The sequence below is a fragment of the Vibrio sp. SCSIO 43155 genome (assembly GCF_023716605.1).
In the GTDB taxonomy this organism is placed as follows: Bacteria; Pseudomonadota; Gammaproteobacteria; order Enterobacterales; family Vibrionaceae; genus Vibrio; species Vibrio harveyi.
The window spans coordinates 1,554,751-1,576,515 of record NZ_CP071852.1; the positions used below are offsets into that span (position 1 = coordinate 1,554,751).

The 21,765-nt window shown below is 45.8% G+C and carries 17 protein-coding genes; 11 read left to right on the forward strand and 6 right to left on the reverse strand.

Features of this window, described 5'->3' with window-relative positions:
• Positions 1-50 precede the first annotated feature (50 nt).
• Both J4N44_RS07070 and J4N44_RS07075 read right to left on the reverse strand, forming a co-directional pair.
• Entirely contained in the window at positions 51-2,015 is a 1,965-nt protein-coding gene (locus tag J4N44_RS07070) for an Hsp70 family protein (protein WP_252045009.1), read from the reverse strand.
• Positions 2,015-2,647, reverse strand: coding sequence for a DUF2760 domain-containing protein (locus J4N44_RS07075; RefSeq protein ID WP_005434042.1), 633 nt, complete (start codon positions 2,645-2,647; stop codon positions 2,015-2,017). Before J4N44_RS07075 ends, J4N44_RS07070 begins: the two co-directional genes overlap by 1 nt.
• Before the next feature lie 287 nt (positions 2,648-2,934).
• Here J4N44_RS07075 and J4N44_RS07080 point away from each other — a divergent pair, with 287 nt between their 5' ends.
• Positions 2,935-4,476, forward strand: coding sequence for a sensor domain-containing diguanylate cyclase (locus tag J4N44_RS07080; protein ID WP_045488391.1), 1,542 nt, complete (start codon positions 2,935-2,937; stop codon positions 4,474-4,476).
• A gap of 82 nt (positions 4,477-4,558) precedes the next feature.
• Entirely contained in the window at positions 4,559-5,089 is a 531-nt protein-coding gene (locus tag J4N44_RS07085) for a 3'-5' exonuclease (protein ID WP_005451835.1), read from the forward strand.
• A gap of 203 nt (positions 5,090-5,292) precedes the next feature.
• Here J4N44_RS07085 and J4N44_RS07090 read toward each other — a convergent pair whose 3' ends face one another.
• The 3 genes from J4N44_RS07090 to J4N44_RS07100 all read right to left on the reverse strand — a co-directional run bounded on the left by J4N44_RS07090 (position 5,293) and on the right by J4N44_RS07100 (position 8,190).
• Positions 5,293-5,733: a tellurite resistance TerB family protein gene (locus tag J4N44_RS07090; RefSeq protein WP_005451837.1), complete on the reverse strand. Its 441-nt coding sequence runs from the start codon at positions 5,731-5,733 to the stop codon at positions 5,293-5,295.
• Between the two features lie 143 nt (positions 5,734-5,876).
• Positions 5,877-7,817 (reverse strand): alkaline phosphatase D family protein, encoded by a 1,941-nt coding sequence (locus tag J4N44_RS07095; RefSeq protein ID WP_252045010.1) that lies wholly within the window; start codon positions 7,815-7,817, stop codon positions 5,877-5,879.
• Positions 7,818-7,839: 22 nt separating this feature from the next.
• Positions 7,840-8,190, reverse strand: a complete 351-nt coding sequence (locus J4N44_RS07100; RefSeq protein ID WP_005451841.1) for a VC1380 family protein — start codon at positions 8,188-8,190, stop codon at positions 7,840-7,842.
• A 290-nt stretch (positions 8,191-8,480) separates the two neighbouring features.
• Here J4N44_RS07100 and J4N44_RS07105 point away from each other — a divergent pair, with 290 nt between their 5' ends.
• The 6 genes from J4N44_RS07105 (at position 8,481) to J4N44_RS07130 (ending at position 15,470) form a co-directional block, all read left to right on the forward strand.
• Positions 8,481-9,794, forward strand: coding sequence for a MipA/OmpV family protein (locus J4N44_RS07105; RefSeq protein ID WP_252045011.1), 1,314 nt, complete (start codon positions 8,481-8,483; stop codon positions 9,792-9,794).
• A 522-nt stretch (positions 9,795-10,316) separates the two neighbouring features.
• The gene (locus J4N44_RS07110) at positions 10,317-12,764 is read left to right on the forward strand and encodes a DmsA/YnfE/YnfF family dimethyl sulfoxide reductase (protein ID WP_199450091.1); all 2,448 of its coding nucleotides are present in this window, start codon (positions 10,317-10,319) and stop codon (positions 12,762-12,764) included.
• Complete coding sequence (locus tag J4N44_RS07115; RefSeq protein ID WP_005433785.1) at positions 12,764-13,393, forward strand: DMSO/selenate family reductase complex B subunit; 630 nt, start codon at positions 12,764-12,766, stop codon at positions 13,391-13,393. The genes J4N44_RS07110 and J4N44_RS07115 overlap by 1 nt, the downstream gene beginning before the upstream one ends.
• Positions 13,393-14,244, forward strand: coding sequence for a dimethyl sulfoxide reductase anchor subunit family protein (locus tag J4N44_RS07120; protein WP_005451844.1), 852 nt, complete (start codon positions 13,393-13,395; stop codon positions 14,242-14,244). Before J4N44_RS07115 ends, J4N44_RS07120 begins: the two co-directional genes overlap by 1 nt.
• A 130-nt stretch (positions 14,245-14,374) precedes the next feature.
• Complete coding sequence (locus J4N44_RS07125) at positions 14,375-14,986, forward strand: TorD/DmsD family molecular chaperone (protein WP_252045012.1); 612 nt, start codon at positions 14,375-14,377, stop codon at positions 14,984-14,986.
• Positions 14,973-15,470, forward strand: a complete 498-nt coding sequence (locus tag J4N44_RS07130) for a 4Fe-4S binding protein (RefSeq protein ID WP_069687060.1) — start codon at positions 14,973-14,975, stop codon at positions 15,468-15,470. Before J4N44_RS07125 ends, J4N44_RS07130 begins: the two co-directional genes overlap by 14 nt.
• A gap of 55 nt (positions 15,471-15,525) precedes the next feature.
• On the opposite strand, the gene J4N44_RS07135 is transcribed toward J4N44_RS07130, so the two are convergent.
• Positions 15,526-16,110, reverse strand: coding sequence for an FMN-dependent NADH-azoreductase (locus J4N44_RS07135; protein ID WP_005451854.1), 585 nt, complete (start codon positions 16,108-16,110; stop codon positions 15,526-15,528).
• Positions 16,111-16,306: 196 nt separating this feature from the next.
• Between J4N44_RS07135 and hrpA the strand changes: the two genes are divergently transcribed.
• The 3 genes from hrpA to J4N44_RS07150 all read left to right on the forward strand — a co-directional run bounded on the left by hrpA (position 16,307) and on the right by J4N44_RS07150 (position 21,727).
• Positions 16,307-20,323 carry an ATP-dependent RNA helicase HrpA gene (hrpA, locus tag J4N44_RS07140; RefSeq protein ID WP_026000101.1) on the forward strand — a complete coding sequence of 1,339 codons (4,017 nt, stop codon included), beginning with the start codon at positions 16,307-16,309 and terminating at the stop codon, positions 20,321-20,323.
• Between the two features lie 213 nt (positions 20,324-20,536).
• Positions 20,537-21,016 (forward strand): outer membrane beta-barrel protein, encoded by a 480-nt coding sequence (locus J4N44_RS07145; RefSeq protein WP_005451857.1) that lies wholly within the window; start codon positions 20,537-20,539, stop codon positions 21,014-21,016.
• A gap of 195 nt (positions 21,017-21,211) precedes the next feature.
• Entirely contained in the window at positions 21,212-21,727 is a 516-nt protein-coding gene (locus J4N44_RS07150; RefSeq protein WP_009698056.1) for an outer membrane beta-barrel protein, read from the forward strand.
• The last annotated feature ends 38 nt before the right edge of the window (positions 21,728-21,765 follow it).

Genomic DNA, 21,765 nt, shown 5'->3' on the forward strand with positions numbered 1-21,765 from the left:
CCTTCGTGTATTTAAAAACGGCACCCGATTGGATGCCGTTTGATTTCTATTTATTCTTCTTCGTTTGAGTTGCTTTTCGCGTCTTCGCGCACATCGAACTCAACATGCCATTTTTGACCGTTATCAGCGGCAATGGCTTCTAAGTAAAGCGTACCAAGCTCTGTCACGCGAGAGGCTAGGGTTACCGGAACCACTTCACCTTCACGGCGACCTTCAGATACTGGCAGCGTTACTTGGATTTCTGGAAGCTCTTCAAGCTCTTCTGGTGCCCAGTAGTCTAGGTGGGTACCCGCTAGGTCATCACGACGAACCGTTGAGCCGAAGAATTGGAAGTTAACTGGCTGACCGATGATCAAACCAAACTCTTGGCTTGGTACGTCAACGCTTGAACCTTCTTCCATACCAAATGGCGCAACACAAAGTGCTTCCATTGGAGGCGCCATACCCGGAATCGCTGGCATTGCACTTTCGATACCCACGTAGTACGCCGAAGCAATACCACCACGGATGCGAACGCCTTGACCACGACGTACAGAGCCGTAGTAAGCCGCACCGCTAGCAACCGCAAGGTCTAGATCCACACCTGTTAGGCGTTTTGCCATTTCTGCATCTGCTTCAATTAGCCATTCGTTGATCGTGTCTTCTAGACGAGTTGCTAGAAGTTTCGATTTCAGAACACCACCGTTGAATAGGATTGCGGTTGGCTTGATGAAGTCAGCCGATTGCGCGGCATCCGCATCTGGCATACCAGGCATGTTAGCGAATGGGTTGAAATCTTGAGCCGCTGCTTCGCCGCCATTTCCTGACGCAGAAAGAGCATTGGCTTGCTTAGACAAGAACGCTGCAATGTGACGAGTAATGCCTGCATCTTGTGCGTAAGGCAGACCCATTTGCGTTAGTGCACCACGGTTACGTTGAACAGGGTGGTCAGTAATCGCAACTTGAGGGAAGAAGCCGTCAACTAGTGTTTGTTGTACTTCTTCTTGAGTCAGTTCTGTTTTCAGCGTTGCGCCAAGCAGTTTAGAACCACGGCTTGGTACTACGATTGGCACTGACTGAAGTTCGCTGTCGTTCAATAGCGCTTCTTTCGCGTCACGACATGCGTGCGTCATTGCCTGAACTTGCCATGGCTGTAGCTCTTTGCCTTCTTGCGCTAGCTTCATCTTCAAGCGGTACGCAAGTGCAAGGTCCATGTTGTCACCGCCAAGTAGGATGTGTTCACCTACCGCGATGCGGTTCAGAGTTAGGTTGCCGTCGTCTTCAGTTACTTCAACCAAAGAAAGGTCGGTTGTACCACCACCGATATCGACCACAAGTACGATGTCGCCAACTTCAACTTCGTCGCGCCATTTGTCGTTGCTGTTATCGATCCAGTTGTAAAGCGCAGCTTGTGGCTCTTCTAGAAGTGTTAGGTGCACGAAACCAACGTTGCGTGCTGCTTCTGCAGTTAGGTCACGAGCAGCAGGATCGAAAGAAGCAGGAACCGTAATAGTCACGTCTTGATCGGCAAGGTTGTGATTTGGATTTGTGTGATTCCAAGCGTCTTTTAGGTGCTCTAGGTAAAGCTCTGTCGCGCGAAGAGGGGATACTTTTTCTACTTCCTCTGGGCTACCTGCTGGCAGGAATGCATCACGGCGGTTCACTCCAGCGTGGCAAAGCCAAGATTTCGCACTTGCAACAAGACGAATTGGTGTTTTTGAACCTAGGTTACGTGCAATTGCACCAACTAGAGCTTTTGGCTCGCTCGACCATGGAAGTACGCGTGATTGCGGGTTCATTTCGTGTTCGTGTGGTTGGTAAAGGAAAGAGCCTAATTGGCTACGAGTCTCTACCGTGCCCGGCGCAGTCAACTGCGGGATAGGCATTACTTCAACGCGAGCGTCTTCGTCGTGAGTATCAACAAAAGACATGACACAGTGTGTTGTACCTAAGTCGATACCAACACTGAATTTAGGCGTCTGTTGAGTTTCAACAGACGCTTCTTGAGAATGGTTTTCTTGGTTCATGTGTTCCATTACAGCTCAACCTCAGCTGGAGCGATCACAGATGCATCGTAGTTCTCAGCCAGTTTAGGCAACGTCATTGATGTTGCCTTCCAACCTTTGTGAACTAGCGTGCCGTTGAATGGCGCGCTGCCTGTTACGTTGCCAGTTAGGCGGATTTCTTGTGGGTTGAAGCCTTCTTCAACCGTAATGCGAGTTTCTTCGTCTTCGTTACGAACGTGCGCTAGCGTCACGTAGTCGTTCAGTACTTTCTGACCGCCAGTGTGGATTACGCGAGCGGCTGCGCCGACTTCTTCATCAGAGAATGACGTTAGGTCTTCTTTTAGAAAGTCAATCAGACGAGCTTCTTGTTGCATGATAGAAAGCAGCTGCATTGCAGAGTCCGTTGACGCTGTCGCAAGTTTTGATTCAACTTCTACAACACGCTCTACGACTTTCTCAACTTCCACTACTTTTTCTACTTCAACGATCTTCTCAACTGGTTTCTCAACCTCGACGATTTTCTCGACTGGTTTTTCTACCACTTTCTCAATCACTTTAGATTTACGAGATACTGCGATCAGAAGAAGCAAAACGCTCGAAGCCGCTAGACCTGCGTGAAGCATATCGAACGTTTGAGGAATTAGGTTCAAATCAATGTTCATGACATTTTTCTCTTTCTATTGATTTATTGGCGCTTAGTATTGGCTCACACATGTTTACTAAAGAGATCGGCTTTGCGACCTGCACCAAGTTTAGACATTAAAATGATGGTGGATGGTAGCATATTCAAGGCTTAAGACTGTAATAATTCGTGAATATACCGCATGATTAGCATGAAAAATCAACGATTAGATGGGGACGCAAACGTTGTTGCTTGATGTTTACCCACATGTGGCGCAGTATTTCCATCATTATCGAAGCATGACACGCAAAAAACGTGGAACAGTAAATGACATATAGCACGGCTCAACAGAGCATTTTCAAACGGTACTCTGCTTCTATTGTAGCTTTTATTGCAGTCGTTATTGTCACTGCGGGCATGGTTGGTGTCGCTTATAAAATACAACAGCGTTACACCATGACCATTTTCGATACCCTGGCAGATCGCCAAGCGGAATCTCTTAAACTGGCAGTAGAAAACGATCTTGAGTTCATCGGCGCTGGTGCAAACTTTTTCCATTCCGTTGATAAGTCATACTGGACACAATTTCCTTACTACGCAAAACAAGTCGTCGAAAGTTCACAGAGCTTGGTTGGCTTGCAATGGATGCAACGTGTTGAACCAAGTGAGCTCGACGTCTATTTGGCGAAAACTCGTCAAATTTTCCCTGATTTTGACATCTTTACAGTACCGAAAGATGGTGAGAAGACGTTTGGTTACATCTTGAAAGACCAAGCTCCTGCATACATAGCGACTGATATTTATCCAAGAACTGAAACTAACTTGTCTTTGCTTGGCTTTTATTCTTCACGTTTGCGTTTCGAACTGATCCTAGATGACATTATTACCCACGATCGAGCCAATATTTCAGACAAAGTCCGATTACTTCAAGACGGATACGACAAGTCATTAGAGAAAAGTGGTCTGTTGGTTTACCACCCGGTATTTAGCTATGACAAACACGAGCTACTTGGTGTCGTTGTTGGGGTAGTGCGCAGTACTGTCTATTTTGATCAATTGATTACCAAAACCGCGACGGAATTGGATATGTCTGTAAAAGTTGAAGACAAGGGCTTTGATGCTTACGACGACCCTCTATTGTTCAAAAGCTCAAACTGGGATGAGCTGCACGGCAAAGTTATTAGTCGCACGATTCAACTGCCAAATCGCGAATGGCGTGTTGAGTTTAAGCTGTCTGAATCCGTTTCGGCGTGGGAGCGTTCTGTCCTTTATGGGACCGGTATTGCGGGTTTAGTCATTGCTATCTTGATCAGCTATATCGTCAATCTTCAATCACGTGAAAAAGAACGTCTTGCGGTGATGCTTGATAACAAAACGGTTGAGCTAAAACGCATGGCGGAGTTGGATCCATTGACCCAATTGCTTAACCGACGCGTATTTAACGATAACTTACTGCACTACATTAATAGTGGCGTTGAGTTTTCTTTAGTGGGTTTCGATATTGACCGCTTTAAAGTGATTAACGATAAGTACGGTCATTTAGCCGGAGATGAAGCGTTATTGCACGTAACCAAGCTTGTGAATGCTAACTTGCTCGATGGTGATCGTTTCTACCGAGCAGGTGGCGATGAGTTCTGCATTTTATCTAGAGTGACGGACAAGGAAGAACTAGCCGCCTATCTGGAGAAGTTGCGCGGTATTGTCGCAAGTTCGCCATTTGAATATGAAAGTACACCGATCATTTGTTCTTTGAGCATTGGCGCTGCGGTACATAACAACGAAGATCCTGAGAGCTTATTCCATAAAATGGACGTGCAACTTTACCAAAGTAAGAAAAATGGTCGAAACTCTGTATCGATCGGCGATTAATTCAGCGAGCAAATTCGAGTTTTGAGATTCGTTACGGTAGAATCTCACGCTTTCAAATTTACGTTAGGAATCAAGACAAACTATGAACCATAACCGTATCGTCTGCTTCGATTTAGAAATGTGCTGCTGGAATGAAAACGGCGTGGGTCGTACAGGCGAGATCATTGAAGTTGGTTTGGCGGAAATAGATTTGTCGAAAGGTGAAATCGTTAAGCGCGCGCAATACTACGTGAAACCTGAGCATGATGAAGTGTCCCTGTTTTGTGCAGAGTTAACTGGCATCACACCACGTAAGATTGAAAAGCAAGGTCGACCATTAGAAGAAGTGCTTAAGTCGATGCTAAAGAACTTTGGTGGTCGTAATAAGATCTATGCTTCATGGGGGCGCGATGATCTTATCTTGCTTGAAGAATGCCAACAAAAGGGCATTGACGCGCCATTTACCGAGTTCATCAACTTAGCGACGTTGTACCGAATCCAAAACCGTCTTAAAGATAAGCGCATTGGTCATAAAGCGGCGCAAGAAGCAAAAGGCATTGAGTGGGAAGGTCGCCAGCACTCGGGCTATGTTGACGCTTACAACTTGGCGAAACTAGCACTGACCATGCTATAAGTTTCTGTTTTCATAAATCTTTCATTGGATTTCAGTCTGCGCGTCATAAGCCAGTACTAAGTTAGTTTTAAATAACAACAATGTTGGCTAGTCTCTTGCGGAGATGACGATGTTTGATTCGACCTAATCCAGACTAGAGACACAAAAAACGCGCTCATGTAGCGCGTTTTTTATTGATTCTTACTGTTTATGGAGACTGGGCTTCACTGAGATTGCAATTTCGCTCGAATAAAATCGCTGTGGTCTACATAGAGCAGCTCCGCTGTTTTGCGAATTACGGCATCTTCCAATGGGTCAATTTCACCGTCAGCGTACGCCACTTCCCACATACTCTTGATCAGTTCATAGCGGGTTTCTTGTGAAAGCTCACGCAGTTGGGACGTAAAGTCATAAAGGGAAGTCGACTCACTCGATCTGTTTTGAGCCTGATTCAGTAGGGTGTCGGTCTCTTCTTCTGTTAGGGAAAGCAATTTCATGATCAAAGAGCGTTTGGTTGCTTGCTCTCTTTCATCGATTTGATGGTCCGCACCAGCTACTTCACAAAGCAAACATGCTATCGCCATATTGGGTGACAGTGTGTTGGATTGGCTAAGGTCCGAGCCTTCTATAAGTTGTTTAAATAATGAAGTAAGCGAATTAAACATGTTGAGCACCAAGCTGTTATCTATTTATTTAAGATGGTAATGGTTTGAGCAAATCTCAAGGTCTTGATTGAATTTGATCAAGATCTCATACGATTGAGATGACATTTTTGCTCAATACAGTATTTGACCGCCAAAAAGCGGATTTATTCCTCAACCTTTGTAGGCGGGAAATGTATTGAATCACCTTCACCAGTTAAAATACTGATATTGCTTGGCTTTCCGTCCTCATCCAATCTCAGCTCGCCAATTGCACTTTGGTTCACTAATCGGTAAAAATTGTGGTTACTTGGCGCACGCTTAAAAATCTTCAAACGCTTACGTTTTGTGAAGAAGTTTAGCGGTGAACGGGGGCTATAAAGCAAACGGTCCATGGCATCACACGCTGTCAGCAGTTGCGCTGGGAACTGGTTCTTGATCCCACTACATGTGATTTGATAGATATTTGGACTATTGCGACGGAAACGCAACTTGATGTCATAAGCGAAAGAGTAGTGCACATCACCAGACAGAATGACAAAGTTAGTCGGGGTTTTGGTGTGAGTGAAAATACTGATCAAGGTATTCGCACTGCCTGGATGCGCCATCCAGTTTTCTGCGTCAATCAGCAACGGCTGACCAAAACTGGTCATGATGCGTTGCAATGTTTCAATAAACTTCACACCAAACATGGGTGCGGCAGAGACGATGATCACTTTGTCTTGATGCATCAGCTCTTGTTGGAACTCAATCAAGGCTTCCCAATCCATCAAACCCGATGGTTTATTCATGCGTGATTCTGAACGCCAGCGGCGAGTACGTGTATCCAAAACAACTACTTTCGGTGACGTGTGGATGGTGTAATGCCAATCTTCGAATCGATATAGGTATTGGATGAAGTCATCTTGGTACTCTGAAGTCAGTTCTTCAAAGTAACGACGAGCGTGCTCCATAAAAGGGGCGTTAAATTTTTCTGGCGCGTTACCCCAACCTTGGCACAACCAATAAGCGATCAGACTGTTGCCGATGATTCGGCGCGAGAAGAGATTTTCAGTCGCTGCTTTTTCCCAGCCAACCGTTAGGTTCCAATCGTCGGTGACGTCATGGTCATCAAAGATCATGTAGGTCGGTACGTGAGCTAGTAAACGCTGAACTTTATCTAACCCTTCGACAAATGCATTGATGTGAACTTTCTCATCGCGCCAATGTTGTTGCCATTTCGGCTCTAAAGCTTTTCCGCCGGTCGTGAATTTTCTATCCAATAAACGTTCACGATTGACTAATGTCCAAGGTACTGGAGACCAAACGAGTAGGTACATCGCAAAAAGCTCGGCAAAGCTGATGAGGTGGTTTTCACATTCGCGTGAGCTAAAAATAGGTTTGCCACGATGCGGGAAGAGCTTGGTGAGTATGCTTCCATCGTCAACATAGTGGGGAAGAATGTTATCCCTGCCATAAAAACAATCTGGGCTTTGATACAGCTCTTGCGTGTTTTTAATTGGCGCTTGGTCGAACTCTTCATCAGGCAAGCCTAATAATTTGACCAATTGTTCAATGGCATCAAGCATCGGACCTGCGACATGATCGGCATAGATTTGGTCGCCGCTCATGATGAGCATATCAGGGCGGTCTTCTATCGGTTGGCTAGCAACTTTTGCGTCAGCTTGGACCAGAGTGTCTTTACTAAAATGATGTGGGTTACGACAAGAGCCATGCAGAACATAATCGGCTTTTTCACTGATTAGGAATTCGACACCTTGCACTGAATCTGTGTCTTCACCGTAGACCAATTGGGGCATCAATTCGGTCAATAAACCGGATTGAGTATGGAGTTGATAACGCAATGCTTTATGGGTAGGAAATTCGCCTTGTAACGTCAGCATGCAAACCCAAGCACGTTTGCCTACTTGCAAAAGATGTTCTGCTGATACGGGCTTGGAATAGTATTGTTCACCAGTGTTCGCATCGCTGATTTCAACCAAACCTTCGAGAGGTTGCGTGGTCACCAACCAAATATTCACTTCCGTCGCGGTAACTTTTCTTAAAATTGGACCGGCAACAACCAGAGGAAGGGAGGAAAGTTCGTTGGTATTGAGCGATGTTGGCAAAGTGGTACCTTACTATTCTGGATCAGTGTTCTGAGTCTTCTTCGAGTATTTCGATAACTTGTGAGCTGCTAAGTTCATGTCCCATCAGAAATAAACCTAACATTGCGTCGGCTTTTGAAGCATTGTCGCTGTCTTCATCGAGAATTTGTTGTAGGCGAGTTCGAATCAAGTCAATTTCGTGCTCAACGAAGCCGCGACCTTCTTCTTCACCCTGACCATCTTCCGGTGCATTATCGAAGTGTAAAAACAGCATATCACCATCGAGTGTGGTGTTTTCCAAGCGTTCTGGTAGCCATTCTTCACCCATCACGATATCGGGGTCGCTACCTTCCGGCAAGTTGTTGATAATGGAGATGAGTTCAGATGCTTTCACGATTAACTGCGGCTTTGATCATTGGTTTTCTATTGTATCGGCGAATCTCGCAAAAATCTAAATCTCATTGACGAGAGAAGAGAGAAATTTGACCGTTTCCCGTTTGATTGTGTGCAGAGTAATCAACTTAGCCAAAAGTGCAGTGTGTAGGAGGTTAACTTATTGCCAGTGTTAACTGGTAGGGCTTGCTCTTTGGTGTATAAAGCAAAATTTTCACGGATAGGCGGGTAAAGTCAGATATACTCTTTCTCATTCGAGACCTTCTCAAATAACAGTGACATAGAGGAACTATGAAACACGTATTAACAGTATCGCTGGCATGTTCTGGTTTATTGCTTAGTGGTGCTGCTTTAGCGGAGTCAAAAAACGCAGAGCAAGAGTGGGGGATTGCAGCGATGTACCGTACTGCTTCAATTCCATTTTATACTGCCAATGACGACTCAACAGTGAGCACGTTTGTGCCGATGATGTTCTTTGAAAACGAGCATCTCTACATCGACGGTATCGAAGGTGGGGTGTTCTTGTATGATGAGAGTGACTCCGATTGGCGTGCAAGTGCGATTATGCGCCTGCGCTTTGTAGATATCCCGAAGTCCATTCAAAATGCCTTCGAAGGGGATCGCGTCGATTTTGGTGGTCAGATTCGTTACAACTTTGACGAAAACTGGCGTGCTGAATTTGAAGTGATGGCGGATGACGAATTCCAGTTTCATTCTAACTACCGAATCGCTGCTAACTATGAGTTTGGCGATTGGGAATTAGAGCCCTCTTTTACAATTCGTTATAAAGACGCCGACTTCAATAGCTCGTACTACTCATTCAAAGACGCGACGGGAGAGAAAATTGGTGCGGGTATTGATGCTAACTTAGGTATCAAAGCACGTTACCACGTGATTTCTAACTTGTATCTCTTGGGGGAAACTAGCGTTACTCGCCTAGACAGTGAAGCATACCATAGCCAAATCGTAGAAGACCGTTACCAAGGTGAAGTCTTTGTTGGCTTTGGTTTCTTCAACGATAAAGGCAAAAAACGTAAGTCTGATTTACGAAATCGCCCATATCTAAGAGTCGCACACGGTTGGGCTACGCCTTCTAATATGGGGGACATCTTCAAACTTAATGCCAAGAAAGATGAGTACAATAACCAAATGACCTCTTTCTTCTACGGGCACCCATTGACGGATGAGTTGTTTGGCTTACCTTTGGATATTTACCTAACGCCAGGTCTTGTTCATCACTGGTCTTCTGATGTGCAATCCTCCAGTACCGAATATGTTGTGGCGATTAAGGCTTACTACACCTTCAATTGGCCGACGAAGTGGCGATTTGGTGTGGCAGAAGGTATGTCTTACATCGATAATATTACTTACATAGAAGCAACAGAAATGGAAGAGAAGGGTTATACGCCAAGTAACTTACTTAACTATTTAGATTTTTCAGTTGATGTGAACGTTGGCGACCTGTTCAACCAAAAAGATTGGGAGAACATGTGGGTGGGTTACTCATTGCATCATCGCAGTGCGATTTTCGAGAACGCTTCCCAGTTTGGTCGCATTAAAGGCGGGAGTAACTACAATACGATCTACTTCCAGTACGATTTTTAATCTCAGCTCAAAATAAATACCAAAAGCCTCATATTGACATGAGGCTTTTTTAATTTTATTAATTGGTAATTATTCTTATTCCCATTCTTCTGTATTTGTATTTTTTATTTATTTAATTCAAAAATCATTTTTATATTTAATCGAATTGACATCCTTCTGACCTATTAATATTCCATTAATAAAAAAGCTCGAAATGAAATATAAGATTACGTTTAATCGTTTTTATAAATTGATGGGGGTCAAACTTATTAACCATTAAATCTACAAGGATATCGATAGTGGTAGCTCGTCATGCCTTAGTTGCTCAAGGCTTATGCGTTCTGGCTTAATTAATGGTTTTGTAGAAATGTTATTTTGATTTGCTTTGTGTATTAATCAAAATGAAATTAGATATTTTCAATGAATGCCTATTTTGAAAATACAATCTCTATGTCATTTATTTCTAATGAGTGTTCTTTCCCCACTTATAGCCATTAATTAAGCGCCACTACCAAATTCAAAAACGTAATTTAGGAAAAAACCATGAGTCAAAATGGTAAGTTTAATATTACTCGGCGTGATGCTTTAAAGGGTGGTTCTGCACTTGGCGCTTTAGCGTTAGCAGGAAACGCACTTTCTCTCCCGTTTGCAACTAAAGCAGTTGCCAAAGAAACGCCAGCGAAACCAAATGAAAAAATTGTCTGGTCGGCATGTACCGTTAACTGCGGTTCGCGTTGTCCGCTTCGTATGCACGTGGTCGACGGTGAAATCAAATGGGTAGAAACCGATAACACGGGCGATGATGTGTATAACCACAACCATCAAGTTCGTGCTTGTTTGCGTGGTCGCTCTATGCGTCGCCGTGTTTACTCGCCAGACCGTTTGAAATACCCACTTCTTCGCGTTGGTAAACGTGGTGAAGGTAAGTTTAAACGCATCACTTGGGACGAAGCCTTTGACCTCATTGGTGACAACCTGAAACGCATCATTAAAGACTACGGCAATGACGCGGTTTACCTAAACTACGGTACGGGTACCTTGGGTGGTACAGTAACTAAGAGTTGGGATCCAAGCGCGACGTTGGTTGCACGTATGATGAACCTGTGTGGTGGCTACCTGAACCACTATGGTGACTACTCAGCAGCGAACATTGAATGTATGTCTGAGTACTTCTACGGCACTTGGGTAGACAACAACTCGATTGACGACGTACAGAACGCAGATCTTTGTCTGATGTTTGGTAACAACCCTGCAGAAACTCGTATGTCGGGCGGTGGTCAGGTTCATAACTACGTGGACGCAAAAAATATCAGTCACACACGTACGATCTGTATCGACCCTCGTTACACCGATACTGCCGCGGGTCGTGAAGACCAATGGGTACCAATCAAGCATGGTACTGACGCTGCACTGATCGCTGCTATCGCACATGTATTGATTAGCGAAGATAAAGTCGACCAAGACTTCCTTGACCGTTACTGTGTGGGTTACGACCGCAAAACTCTGCCAGCGTCAGCGCCAGAAAACGGCAGCTACAAAGATTACATCATGGGCACAGGTCCGGATGGTATCGAGAAAACGCCAGAGTGGGCACAGCCAATCACCGGTATTCCTGCTGATGTGATTTTGAAACTTGCGCGTGAAATCGGTGATGCAAAACGCATTTACATCACCCAAGGTTGGGGTCTACAACGCTCAGCAAACGGTGAGCAAGCGTGTAAAGCGATCATGATGCTGTCTCTGCTTCGTGGTCAGGTTGGTCTACAAGGTGGTGGTACTGGTGCTCGTGAGGGTAACCATTCTTACCCATTCCAACGCTTCCCTAAAGTACCAAACCCGATCAGCGCTTCCATCCCAATGTTCCTTTGGACAGACGCGATTTACCGCGGTACAGAAATGACAGATCTGACCGACGGCATCAAAGGCGTTCAGAAGCTACAAAACAACATCAAGTTCATCTGGAACTACGCAGGTAACTGTCTGATTAACCAACACTCAGACATCAACCGCACACACGACATTCTTCAAGATGAAAAAGCGTGTGAAATGATTGTGGTGATCGACAACCACATGACGTCTTCTGCGAAGTATGCCGATATCGTACTGCCAGACTGTACAACGTCAGAACAATCGGATTTCTGTATGGATGGTGCGGCGGCATCAATGCCTTACTTCATCTTTGCAAGCCAAGCGATTAAACCTCGTTTCGAATGCAAGCCTATCTACGACATCATGTCTGGTGTGGCGAAGCGCATGGGCGTGTTTGATGAGTTTACTGAAGGTCGCACTCAAGAAGAGTGGCTACAGTGGATGTACGCTCAGACCGTTAAACAGAACAACGATCCAAACCTGCCGTCTTACGATGAGATGAGAAAGCAGGGCATCTACAAGAAGCAATTCGACCGCCCATATGTGGCGTTTGAAGACTTCCGTCGTGACCCAGAAGCGAACCCACTACCATCGCCATCGGGCAAGATTGAAATCTACTCAGAGACGTTAGCGAAGATCAACGAAGAATGGGAGTTGGATGAAGATGAGTCCATCAAGCCATTGCCTGAATACGTATCGACGTTCAACGGCTGGGATTCACCAGATCGTAAAGAGTACCCACTTCAGTTAACGGGTTTCCACTACAAAGCTCGTGCGCACTCTACGTACGGTAACGTGGACATCCTAAAAGCAGCGGCACCACAGGAACTTTGGATTAACCCGATTGATGCAGCGTCACGCAACATCGATAACGGTGACTTGGTTAGCGTGCGCAGCAAGTTCGGTGAAATGAACGTTCGTGTAAAAGTAACCCCACGCATCATGCCGCATGTGGTTGGCTTAGGTGAGGGCGCATGGTACGCACCAAACGCAAAAGGTGTTGACCAAGCGGGTTCAATCAACGTGCTGACAACACAACGTCCAAGCCCGTTGGCAAAATCGAACCCGAGCCATACCAACCTCGTTGAAGTGACGCTAATTAAGAAAATGGGGGCTAAATAATGAGCACAGCGAAGCAGTATGGCTTTTACATTGATTCAAGCAAATGTACTGGCTGCAAAACATGTCAGCTCTCTTGTAAAGACAACAAAGATCTGGGTATCGACCGCAATTTCCGTCGTGTTTACGAATACGTAGGCGGCAACTGGACGGAAGAAAACGGCGCGTTCCGTCAAAACGTGTTCGCGTACTACCTATCGATCTCTTGTAACCATTGTACTAACCCAGCGTGTACCAAGGTTTGTCCATCAGGTGCAATGCACAAGCGTGAAGAAGACGGCTTTGTCGTTGTCGATGAAAGCGTGTGTATTGGCTGTAAATCTTGTCATATGGCATGTCCTTACGGCGCGCCTCAATACAGCGAAGAAAAAGGTCACATGACTAAGTGTGATGGCTGTTACGAACGTGTCGCTGAAGGCTTAATGCCAGTGTGTGTTGATAGCTGTCCATTGCGTGCGATTGAGTTTGGTCCAATTGATGAGCTACGCGCGAAATACGGTTCAAACGCGGATGTGGCACCACTGCCAGATTCTCGCATTACGAGCCCGAACTTGATCGTGAAGCTAAATCCAAATGGTCGTCCAACCAATGACCGCACTGGTTTCCTACAGAATCCAAGAGAGGTGAAATAATGTTATACGAAGCACCATTAGTTGCCTTTACGGTTCTTGCTCAAACAGCGGTTGGCGCGCACCTAACGGTTAATGCGTTCGAGAAATTCGGCAAGCCACCACGCGTGACAGAACCTCGTATGAACATCGCACGTTTCGCTATCTTGGTTGTAATGGGATTGGGTTTCTTGTTCTCAACCACTCACTTAGGTAGTCCACTTCGTGCCTTTAACGCATTAAACCGTATTGGTAGTGCGGCGCTGTCTAACGAGATCTTAACGGGTGCAAGCTTTCTGTCTCTAGCGGGTTTGTACTGGTTGCTGACGATTCTAAAAATCGGCAGCGAAGGCGTTCGCAAAATTGTGAACTGGTTGTCTATCGCAGTTGGCGTGATTTTCATGTTCGCGATGGCGAATGTTTACCAAATCGAAACGGTACCAGCATGGTACTCACCAATGACAACGGTTGCGTTTTGGTTCACGGTCGTGACTTCGGGTCTGATGTTTGGTTACACGCTGATCAATGTGTTGGACGTGACGGCTGAGAAAACCAATCGTCGCCTAATGTGGGCTGGTGTGAGCTTGATAGCGCTGAACCTAGCGTTCTCAGTGATGCAGACGATTTACTTCGCAGGTATCTCAACGGCGATTCACAGTGGCTTGGATCAAATCACAATGCTATCTGGCTATGTTGCCGGTCACGTGCTGTTGCTTGTGGTTGCTGCTGCTCTTTGGGTATTCGCTGAGTTGTTTACCGCAGAAGGTCGTCAGAAGAACTTGCTGGTTATCGTGGCATTCGTTGCCTTGTTCGTCGCAGAGATTCTGGGTCGCAACGTGTTCTACGGCATGCACTTTACATCTGGTTTGTACTAATAACCGTTATTTGTGCTGATAACCATTATTTGTACTGATAACAATTAGCAGAGTGGGGCGAGTGTTCGTCCCACCTCTTTTCCGTTTTACTTTATCGAAGAACAAAAACACCAGTCATCAAAGGTACTTCATGCAAATTTCTCAACTTGAACCACAAGATACCAGCATCGTTCTTAAGCTGTTTGGTGCACTGTTTTACTACCAGCCAAAAGATTACCCGGCGGCAAATCTCGATACGTTGCTGAGCAATACTGATACGCCAATCGAAGCGCTCAATGACATGCTGCGCAGCTTTCAAAACGAGAGCGAAGAGGCACTGCAAATGGAGCACGATCGCATGTTTGCGGGTATTGGTGAGATGCCAGCGCCACCTTGGGGCTCGGCTTATCTGGATAAAGAAGCGGTGTTGTTTGGTGAATCAACCATTGAATATCGTTACTTCTTGCAGCGTTGTGGTTTTGCTTTGGAGTCTGACCAACGTGAGCCAGAAGACCAGATCGGCTTGATGCTGATGGTGTTAGGCATGTTAATTGAAACTGATCAACAAAAACTGGCGGCTGAAATGCTGCGCGAGCACTTGATGACGTGGTTTGGTTTTTTCAACAAGCGCTTCAAAAAAGCAGTGACTCTTGCGCCTTACTCAAAATTGTCGAGCCTTACTGAAGAATTGCTTCAATCCTTGAGTGAGCAATACCAAGTCGTTGTACCAGCAAAAAGAGATTACTCGGATGCGCCAGTCTGAATCGGTTGATCTAAGCAAGCGACGTCTGTTTTCATTTCGTCGCGCGCCAGTAGAGCAAGCTCAAGAGCCTCGTGTTAAAGCGAGACCGCCTTATGCGGTGGAAGAGTCGATGTTCACTCGGCTATGTGATGGATGCGGAAAGTGCGCTTCTGCATGTCCAAGCCAAATCATAGAAATGGTTGATGGCGTTGCCGCGTTAGACATCAGTTACTCGGCATGTGATTTATGCGGCGCGTGTAAGTCGGCGTGCCCTACATTAGCGCTTTCAAACCAAACAGAGTCTACAGGCTTGATAGCAACTATCTCGAACAGCTGCGAAAACTTATACGGTTATTGCGGCAGTTGCGAGGACAGTTGCCCTTATGATGCTTTGCAATGGCAAGATGATGTCAAACCTAAAATTGACGCCGCCAAGTGCAAAGGTTGCGGACAATGCGCGCAAAGCTGCTACAACAGCATGATCAGCTTTGACTTAAAACGATAAAAAAGGGATTGGCGCGAACCAATCCCTTTTTGTTTGTATTCAATGCTATTCAATCTTACGCCAAGGTTGCCAATTGGCTTTGCGCGTCTGAAATGCCTTTCGCTGCTGCGTCATCACCCATGTTTAGCGCTTCTGCGTAAACAAACTCCACATCCGTGATACCAACAAAGCCCAATACTGTGCGTAAGTATGGAGTCATGCTGTCGGTTGGGGAGTCTTTATGAAGACCACCACGAGTGGTGACTACGATTGCCTTCTTACCTTCAATCAGACCTTGAACGCCGTTTTCTGTGTATTTGAATGTCACGCCAGCACGAGCAATCAAATCAATCCAGTTTTTCAGCTGAGTTGGAATCGTAAAGTTGTACATTGGTGCTGCGATAACCAAAGTATCTGCTGCTTTGATTTCTTCAATTAAGGTATCAGATAGGTCAACCACCGCTTGTTGCTCTTGTGAAAGATCTTCTGTTGCGCGAAGTGCTGTCGCAACGGAAAAGTCTAAAACTGGCAGTGGATTTGCAGCTAAGTCACGAACAGTTAGCTTATCTTGGTCTACATTTTTGATGAAGTCTTCAACCAGTTTGTTTGATTGAGAGTAATCGCCAAGGATGCTTGATTTAAGAGCTAGTACACGAGACATATGGATTTCCTTTAATAAGTGCTTTCGGCTATGTGATGCATTATAGGCAATGCTCAGCGACTCAAAACCTGATGGATTCGCTTAAGTTGTTCGAAAAAATTGAATGATTGCCGGATGCTGGTTTCCGTTATCTTGTTCTAGCCCTTATGTGCTACAATCCGCGCAGTTTTATGTAATGAAAAGAATAGGAAACGCTTTGACTTCGTCACAGCCCCCAAAAAAAAATCCCGCTGAAGAGCAAGCGGCACCGTCAAATGGTGCGCAAAATGCCAAAGCGAAGCAGGCTAATGCATCTCAAGCACAAGCTTCTCAGAATGCTGCGCCTCAGGCTCAAGTAAATAACGCGGCGTCACTACGCAAGGCACTTAACCAGTGCATGATGCGTGACCGCTTCCGCTTGAGTAAACGAATCTCTGGTGCAAGCAAAATCAAAAAAGACGCAGCACGTAATGCTGTGTTTGATGAAATCGCATTAGACATCGCCAAATCCATGATGGTTGTGGAGCAACGTAGTAGCTACAAACCAACGATTGAATACCCTGAAATCCTGCCAGTTAGCCAAAAACGCGACGACATTGCGAAAGCGATCGAAGAGAACCAAGTGGTTATCGTTGCGGGTGAAACCGGTTCAGGTAAAACCACTCAGCTACCAAAAATCTGTGCTGAGCTTGGTCGCGGTAAATTCGGTCTGATTGGTCATACTCAGCCTCGTCGTCTTGCGGCGCGTTCGGTTGCAAACCGTATTGCTGAAGAGATGGAAACCAAGCTTGGTGAGTTTGTTGGTTACAAGGTTCGATTCAACGATCAGATCTCTGAAAATACCCAAATCAAATTGATGACGGACGGTATCTTGCTGGCTGAAATTCAGCATGACCGTTTCTTGAATCAATACGACACCATCATTATCGATGAAGCGCACGAGCGCAGCCTGAACATCGATTTCATCTTGGGTTACTTGAAAGAACTGTTGCCACGTCGTCCTGATCTGAAAGTGATCATCACGTCGGCAACCATCGACCCTGAGCGTTTTTCAAAACACTTCAACAACGCACCAATCATTGAAGTGTCAGGTCGTACTTACCCAGTAGAAACGCGTTACCGCCCACTAAGTGGTGATGACGATAATGATCGTGACCAACTTGAAGGTATCTTCGAAGCGGTAGACGAACTGTGCGATGAAGGTTTAGGTGACATTCTGATCTTCATGAACGGTGAGCGTGAAATCCGTGATACCGCTGATGCACTGTCTAAACGTAATCTGAAGAGCACGGAAATTGTGCCACTTTACGCGCGTTTGTCGGCGGGTGAACAGAACAAGATTTTCCAACCTCATGCTGGTCGCCGAATTGTACTGGCAACCAACGTAGCAGAAACCTCGTTGACGGTTCCTGGCATCAAGTACGTTATCGACCCGGGTACGGCGCGTATCAGTCGATACAGCTACCGTACTAAGGTTCAGCGTCTTCCAATCGAGCCAGTTTCTCAGGCGAGTGCGAACCAGCGAAAAGGTCGTTGTGGTCGTGTGGAAGAGGGTATCTGTATCCGTCTGTACTCAGAGGAAGATTTTGAGTCACGTCCGGAGTTTACCGATCCTGAGATCCTGCGTACCAACCTAGCGTCGGTTATCTTGCAGATGACGGCACTTGGTTTGGGCGATATTCAAGCCTTCCCGTTTGTGGAAGCACCTGACAAACGTAACATTCAAGACGGTGTTCGCTTGTTGGAAGAGCTGGGTGCAATTAACGCAGAAGCGAAGGACCCGAAAAAACGCCTAACCAGCATTGGTCGTCAACTTGCACGTCTTCCAATCGACCCACGTTTAGCGCGTATGGTATTGGAATCACCAAAGCAAGGCGCATTGAAAGAAGTGATGATCATCGCGGCTGCATTGTCGATTCAAGACCCGCGCGAGCGTCCAAGTGACAAGCAGCAATCATCAGATGACAAACACAAACGTTTCTTCCATGAAGACTCAGATTTTCTGACGTTCGTGAACCTGTGGAATTACATCCAGAAGCAGCAGAAAGCGCTGACGGGCAACCAGTTCCGCAAGCAATGTAAACAAGATTACTTGAACTACTTGCGCGTGCGTGAGTGGCAAGATGTGTACTTCCAAATTCACCAGTCGATGCGTGAAATGGAATTCAAACTGAACGATGAGCCTGCGTCTTACCATGGCGTACACAGCTCAATCTTGGTCGGTTTGTTGTCACACATCGGTATGAAAGATCAAGAGAAGAATGAATACCAAGGCGCGCGTAACGCTCGGTTCCATATCTTCCCTGCATCAGGTCTATTCAAGAAACAGCCTAAGTGGATCATGTCTGCTGAGTTGGTGGAAACCTCAAAACTTTGGGGTCGCATCATTGCTAAGATTCAGCCTGAGTGGATTGAACCATTAGCGAAGCACTTGATTAAGCGCAGCTACAGCGAGCCGCATTGGTCGAAGAAACGTGCAGCAGTCATGGCACACGAGAAAGTGATGCTTTACGGCGTGCCAATTGTACCGAAGCGTTTGGTGAACTACGGCAGTATCGATCCAACCGTCAGTCGTGAGCTGTTCATTCGTAGTGCGCTGGTGGAAGGTGAGTGGGAAACCAAGCACGCGTTCTTCAAGCAAAACCGTAAGCTTCTTCAAGAAGTGGAAGAGCTTGAACACAAATCTCGTCGCCGTGACATCTTGGTGGATGACGATGAACTGTTTGATTTCTACGACCAACGCGTTGGCACTGAAGTGGTCTCTGGCAAACACTTCGATACGTGGTGGAAGAAAGCATCGAAAGACAACAAAGAACTGCTGAACTTCGAGAAAGAGATGCTGTTCAAGGGCGATGCAAGCCACGTTACCGATTTGGATTACCCGAACTTCTGGCATCAAAACAACCTGAAACTTAAGCTGAGCTACCAGTTTGAGCCGGGTGATGACAGTGACGGTGTGACGGTACACTTGCCGCTGCCGATCTTGAACCAAGTCGAGCCTGCGGGTTTTGACTGGCAGATCCCAGGTTTACGCCATGAGCTTGTAGTGAGTTTGATTAAATCGTTGCCGAAGACAGTGCGTAAGAACTTTGTTCCTGCGCCAAACTACGCCGATGCTTTCTTGGCTCGTGCAACACCGATGGAAGCGCCGCTGCTTGACTCATTAGAGAAAGAGCTGCGTCGAATGACGGGTGTAGAAGTTCTGCGCGAAGATTGGAATATGGATCAAATTCCGGAGCACTTGAAGGTGACTTTCCGCGCGGTTGACCATAGAAATCGCAAGTTGAAGGAAAATAAAGACCTTCACGAATTGAAAGAGAGCTTGAAAGACAAAGTTCAAGAAACCCTTTCAAAAGTAGCGGATGACGACATCGAGCAAGAAGGTCTGCATACGTGGAGCTTTGGCGAACTACCTAAGGTATACCAACAAAAACGCGGTGGTTACGACGTTAAGGCGTACCCAGCGATTGTGGATGCCAAAGACAGTGTTGAAATCAAACTGTACGAGACCGAATACGAACAGGTCACGGCAATGCAAGCGGGTCAGCGTCGTCTGATCTTGTTGAACGTGCCGTCGCCAATTAAATACCTGCACTCTAACTTACCGAATAAGTCGAAGCTGGGTCTGTACTTTAACCCTTACGGTAAAGTGTTGGATCTGATTGATGACTGTATCGCGTGTGGTGTCGATAAGCTTATCGAAGAGCAGGGCGGTTTGGTTTGGGAGCCAGAGAAGTTTGATGCACTGAAAGAACACGTTCGTGCTGAGCTTGGTGATACGGTGGTGGACATTGCACAGCAAGTGGAAACCATCCTGACGACCGCTTTCAATATCAATAAGAAGTTGAAAGGCAAGATCGATTTCACCATGGCGTTCGCATTATCGGACATCAAAGCACAAATCGAAGGATTGATCTTCAAAGGCTTCGCAACAGAATGTGGTTGGAAACGTCTGCCAGATATTCTGCGTTACATGCGTGCGATTGAGCGTCGTATGGAGAAGCTGCCGATCGATCCAAACAAAGACCGTTTGCACATGCTGAAAGTGGAATCCGTTACGAGTGACTACAAAGAGCTGCTCAACAAAATTCCGAAAGGTATGGTGATTCCAGAGAACGTGAAAGAGATCCGTTGGATGATCGAAGAGCTTCGAGTGAGCTTCTTTGCTCAACAATTGGGCACGCCGTATCCGGTTTCTGATAAACGAGTCAAAAATGCGATTGATGCTTGCTGATCGATCAGTACAATAGCGGCAGTTTTTCTTGTGGGGTTTACTGACTAATCAATTGTTTGTCCAGTGATAGACGCGATTGGTACAGTAATTGCAAATATTTTCCCACAAGTGTTTTTAAGTCATAAGGGAGGCAATGGTTCGCCTCCCTTATGTTTGCAGTACCAACCTCTGCGTGACGCAGAAGTGGGTAATAATAAAGAGTAAAGGTTGATGATGAAGAAAACTCTATTGGCAGTGGCACTTCTAAGTGCTTCTTCTGCAGCAATGGCAGATTCATGGATTTATGGTGGTGCTTCTGTAGGTCAGTCTGACTTCAAAGGTGAAACAGACACGTCTTACTCTGTGCACGTAGGTACAGGTATCCTGCCAATTATCGGTATCGAAGCAGGTATTACTCAGCACGGTGAATTCAAGATTGCAGGTCAAGAAACTAAGCTGACTTCATACTATGCAGCGCTTAAACCAAGCATCGACTTCGGTCCTCTGCACGTTTACGCGAAAGGCGGTATTCACCAGTGGGATAAGAAAGTATCTGGCGGCAAAGATGACGATGATCTAGATCTAATGTACGGTGTAGGTGCGGAATACTTCATTTTCGGTCCTATGTCTGTTGGCGCAAGCTACATGAACTACACAGCGGGCAAAGACGACATCGGTACGTTCTCTCTAAACGCGACACTGCACTTCCTATAATCGGCGAGTCTTTCGAAGGTTTGATAAACACCGGCAATATGCCGGTGTTTTTTTGTCTGTAAATCACACAAATAGACATTGAACAAAAATTATTCGTTTCTTGACCTTAAAACCATCAATCTTTCGCATATAGTAATTACCTGACTATGCATCACGTGATGTTCCGTTCTGGAATCGAACAGGAAAGGTATAACTATGAAAACAAAACTCTCGTTATTGGCTTTGGCGCTATGCTCATCTTCCGCGTTTGCTGACTCTTGGATTTATGCTGGTGGTCAAATCGGTCAGTCTGATATCGACAGCGAAAACGATACGACTTATGGCGTACATGTGGGTACTGGCATCTTGCCGCTCATTGGTCTCGAAGTGGGTTACTTCAACCATGGCAAGGTAGATTTAAATTTAGCGGGTAGCCGTGGTGATGTGGATCTCTCATCCTTTTATCTAGCGGCAAAACCAAGTATCGACTTTGGTCCTCTGCACGTTTACGCGAAAGGTGGCATCAACGCCTTTAACGTTGAATACAATGGCAACTTAAGCAACCTAGATAAAGACGATGGTGTGTCTTACATGTATGGTGTCGGCGCAGAGTACTTCTTGTTAGATAACATCTCTGTTGGGGCGAGCTATCAAGCTTTTGGTGTTGATATCAATGGTGACAGTGACACCGTAAGTAGTATCACGGGTAACGTGACTTTCCATTTCTTATAAGCGAAACAGTGGGAAGTGCTTCAACGTATTTGAAGGCT

Excerpts from the sequence above, each read along its gene's own strand:
- J4N44_RS07080 (WP_045488391.1), top strand. The coding sequence starts at position 2,935 with ATGACATATAGCACGGCTCAACAGAGCATTTTCAAACGGTACTCTGCT.
- J4N44_RS07150 (WP_009698056.1), top strand. The coding sequence starts at position 21,212 with ATGAAAACAAAACTCTCGTTATTGGCTTTGGCGCTATGCTCATCTTCC.
- J4N44_RS07085 (WP_005451835.1), top strand. The coding sequence starts at position 4,559 with ATGAACCATAACCGTATCGTCTGCTTCGATTTAGAAATGTGCTGCTGG.
- J4N44_RS07090 (WP_005451837.1), bottom strand. The coding sequence starts at position 5,733 with ATGTTTAATTCGCTTACTTCATTATTTAAACAACTTATAGAAGGCTCG.
- J4N44_RS07115 (WP_005433785.1), top strand. The coding sequence starts at position 12,764 with ATGAGCACAGCGAAGCAGTATGGCTTTTACATTGATTCAAGCAAATGT.
- J4N44_RS07075 (WP_005434042.1), bottom strand. The coding sequence starts at position 2,647 with ATGAACATTGATTTGAACCTAATTCCTCAAACGTTCGATATGCTTCAC.
- J4N44_RS07130 (WP_069687060.1), top strand. The coding sequence starts at position 14,973 with ATGCGCCAGTCTGAATCGGTTGATCTAAGCAAGCGACGTCTGTTTTCA.
- J4N44_RS07070 (WP_252045009.1), bottom strand. The coding sequence starts at position 2,015 with ATGGAACACATGAACCAAGAAAACCATTCTCAAGAAGCGTCTGTTGAA.
- J4N44_RS07125 (WP_252045012.1), top strand. The coding sequence starts at position 14,375 with ATGCAAATTTCTCAACTTGAACCACAAGATACCAGCATCGTTCTTAAG.
- J4N44_RS07110 (WP_199450091.1), top strand. The coding sequence starts at position 10,317 with ATGAGTCAAAATGGTAAGTTTAATATTACTCGGCGTGATGCTTTAAAG.
- J4N44_RS07120 (WP_005451844.1), top strand. The coding sequence starts at position 13,393 with ATGTTATACGAAGCACCATTAGTTGCCTTTACGGTTCTTGCTCAAACA.
- J4N44_RS07135 (WP_005451854.1), bottom strand. The coding sequence starts at position 16,110 with ATGTCTCGTGTACTAGCTCTTAAATCAAGCATCCTTGGCGATTACTCT.
- J4N44_RS07145 (WP_005451857.1), top strand. The coding sequence starts at position 20,537 with ATGAAGAAAACTCTATTGGCAGTGGCACTTCTAAGTGCTTCTTCTGCA.
- J4N44_RS07105 (WP_252045011.1), top strand. The coding sequence starts at position 8,481 with ATGAAACACGTATTAACAGTATCGCTGGCATGTTCTGGTTTATTGCTT.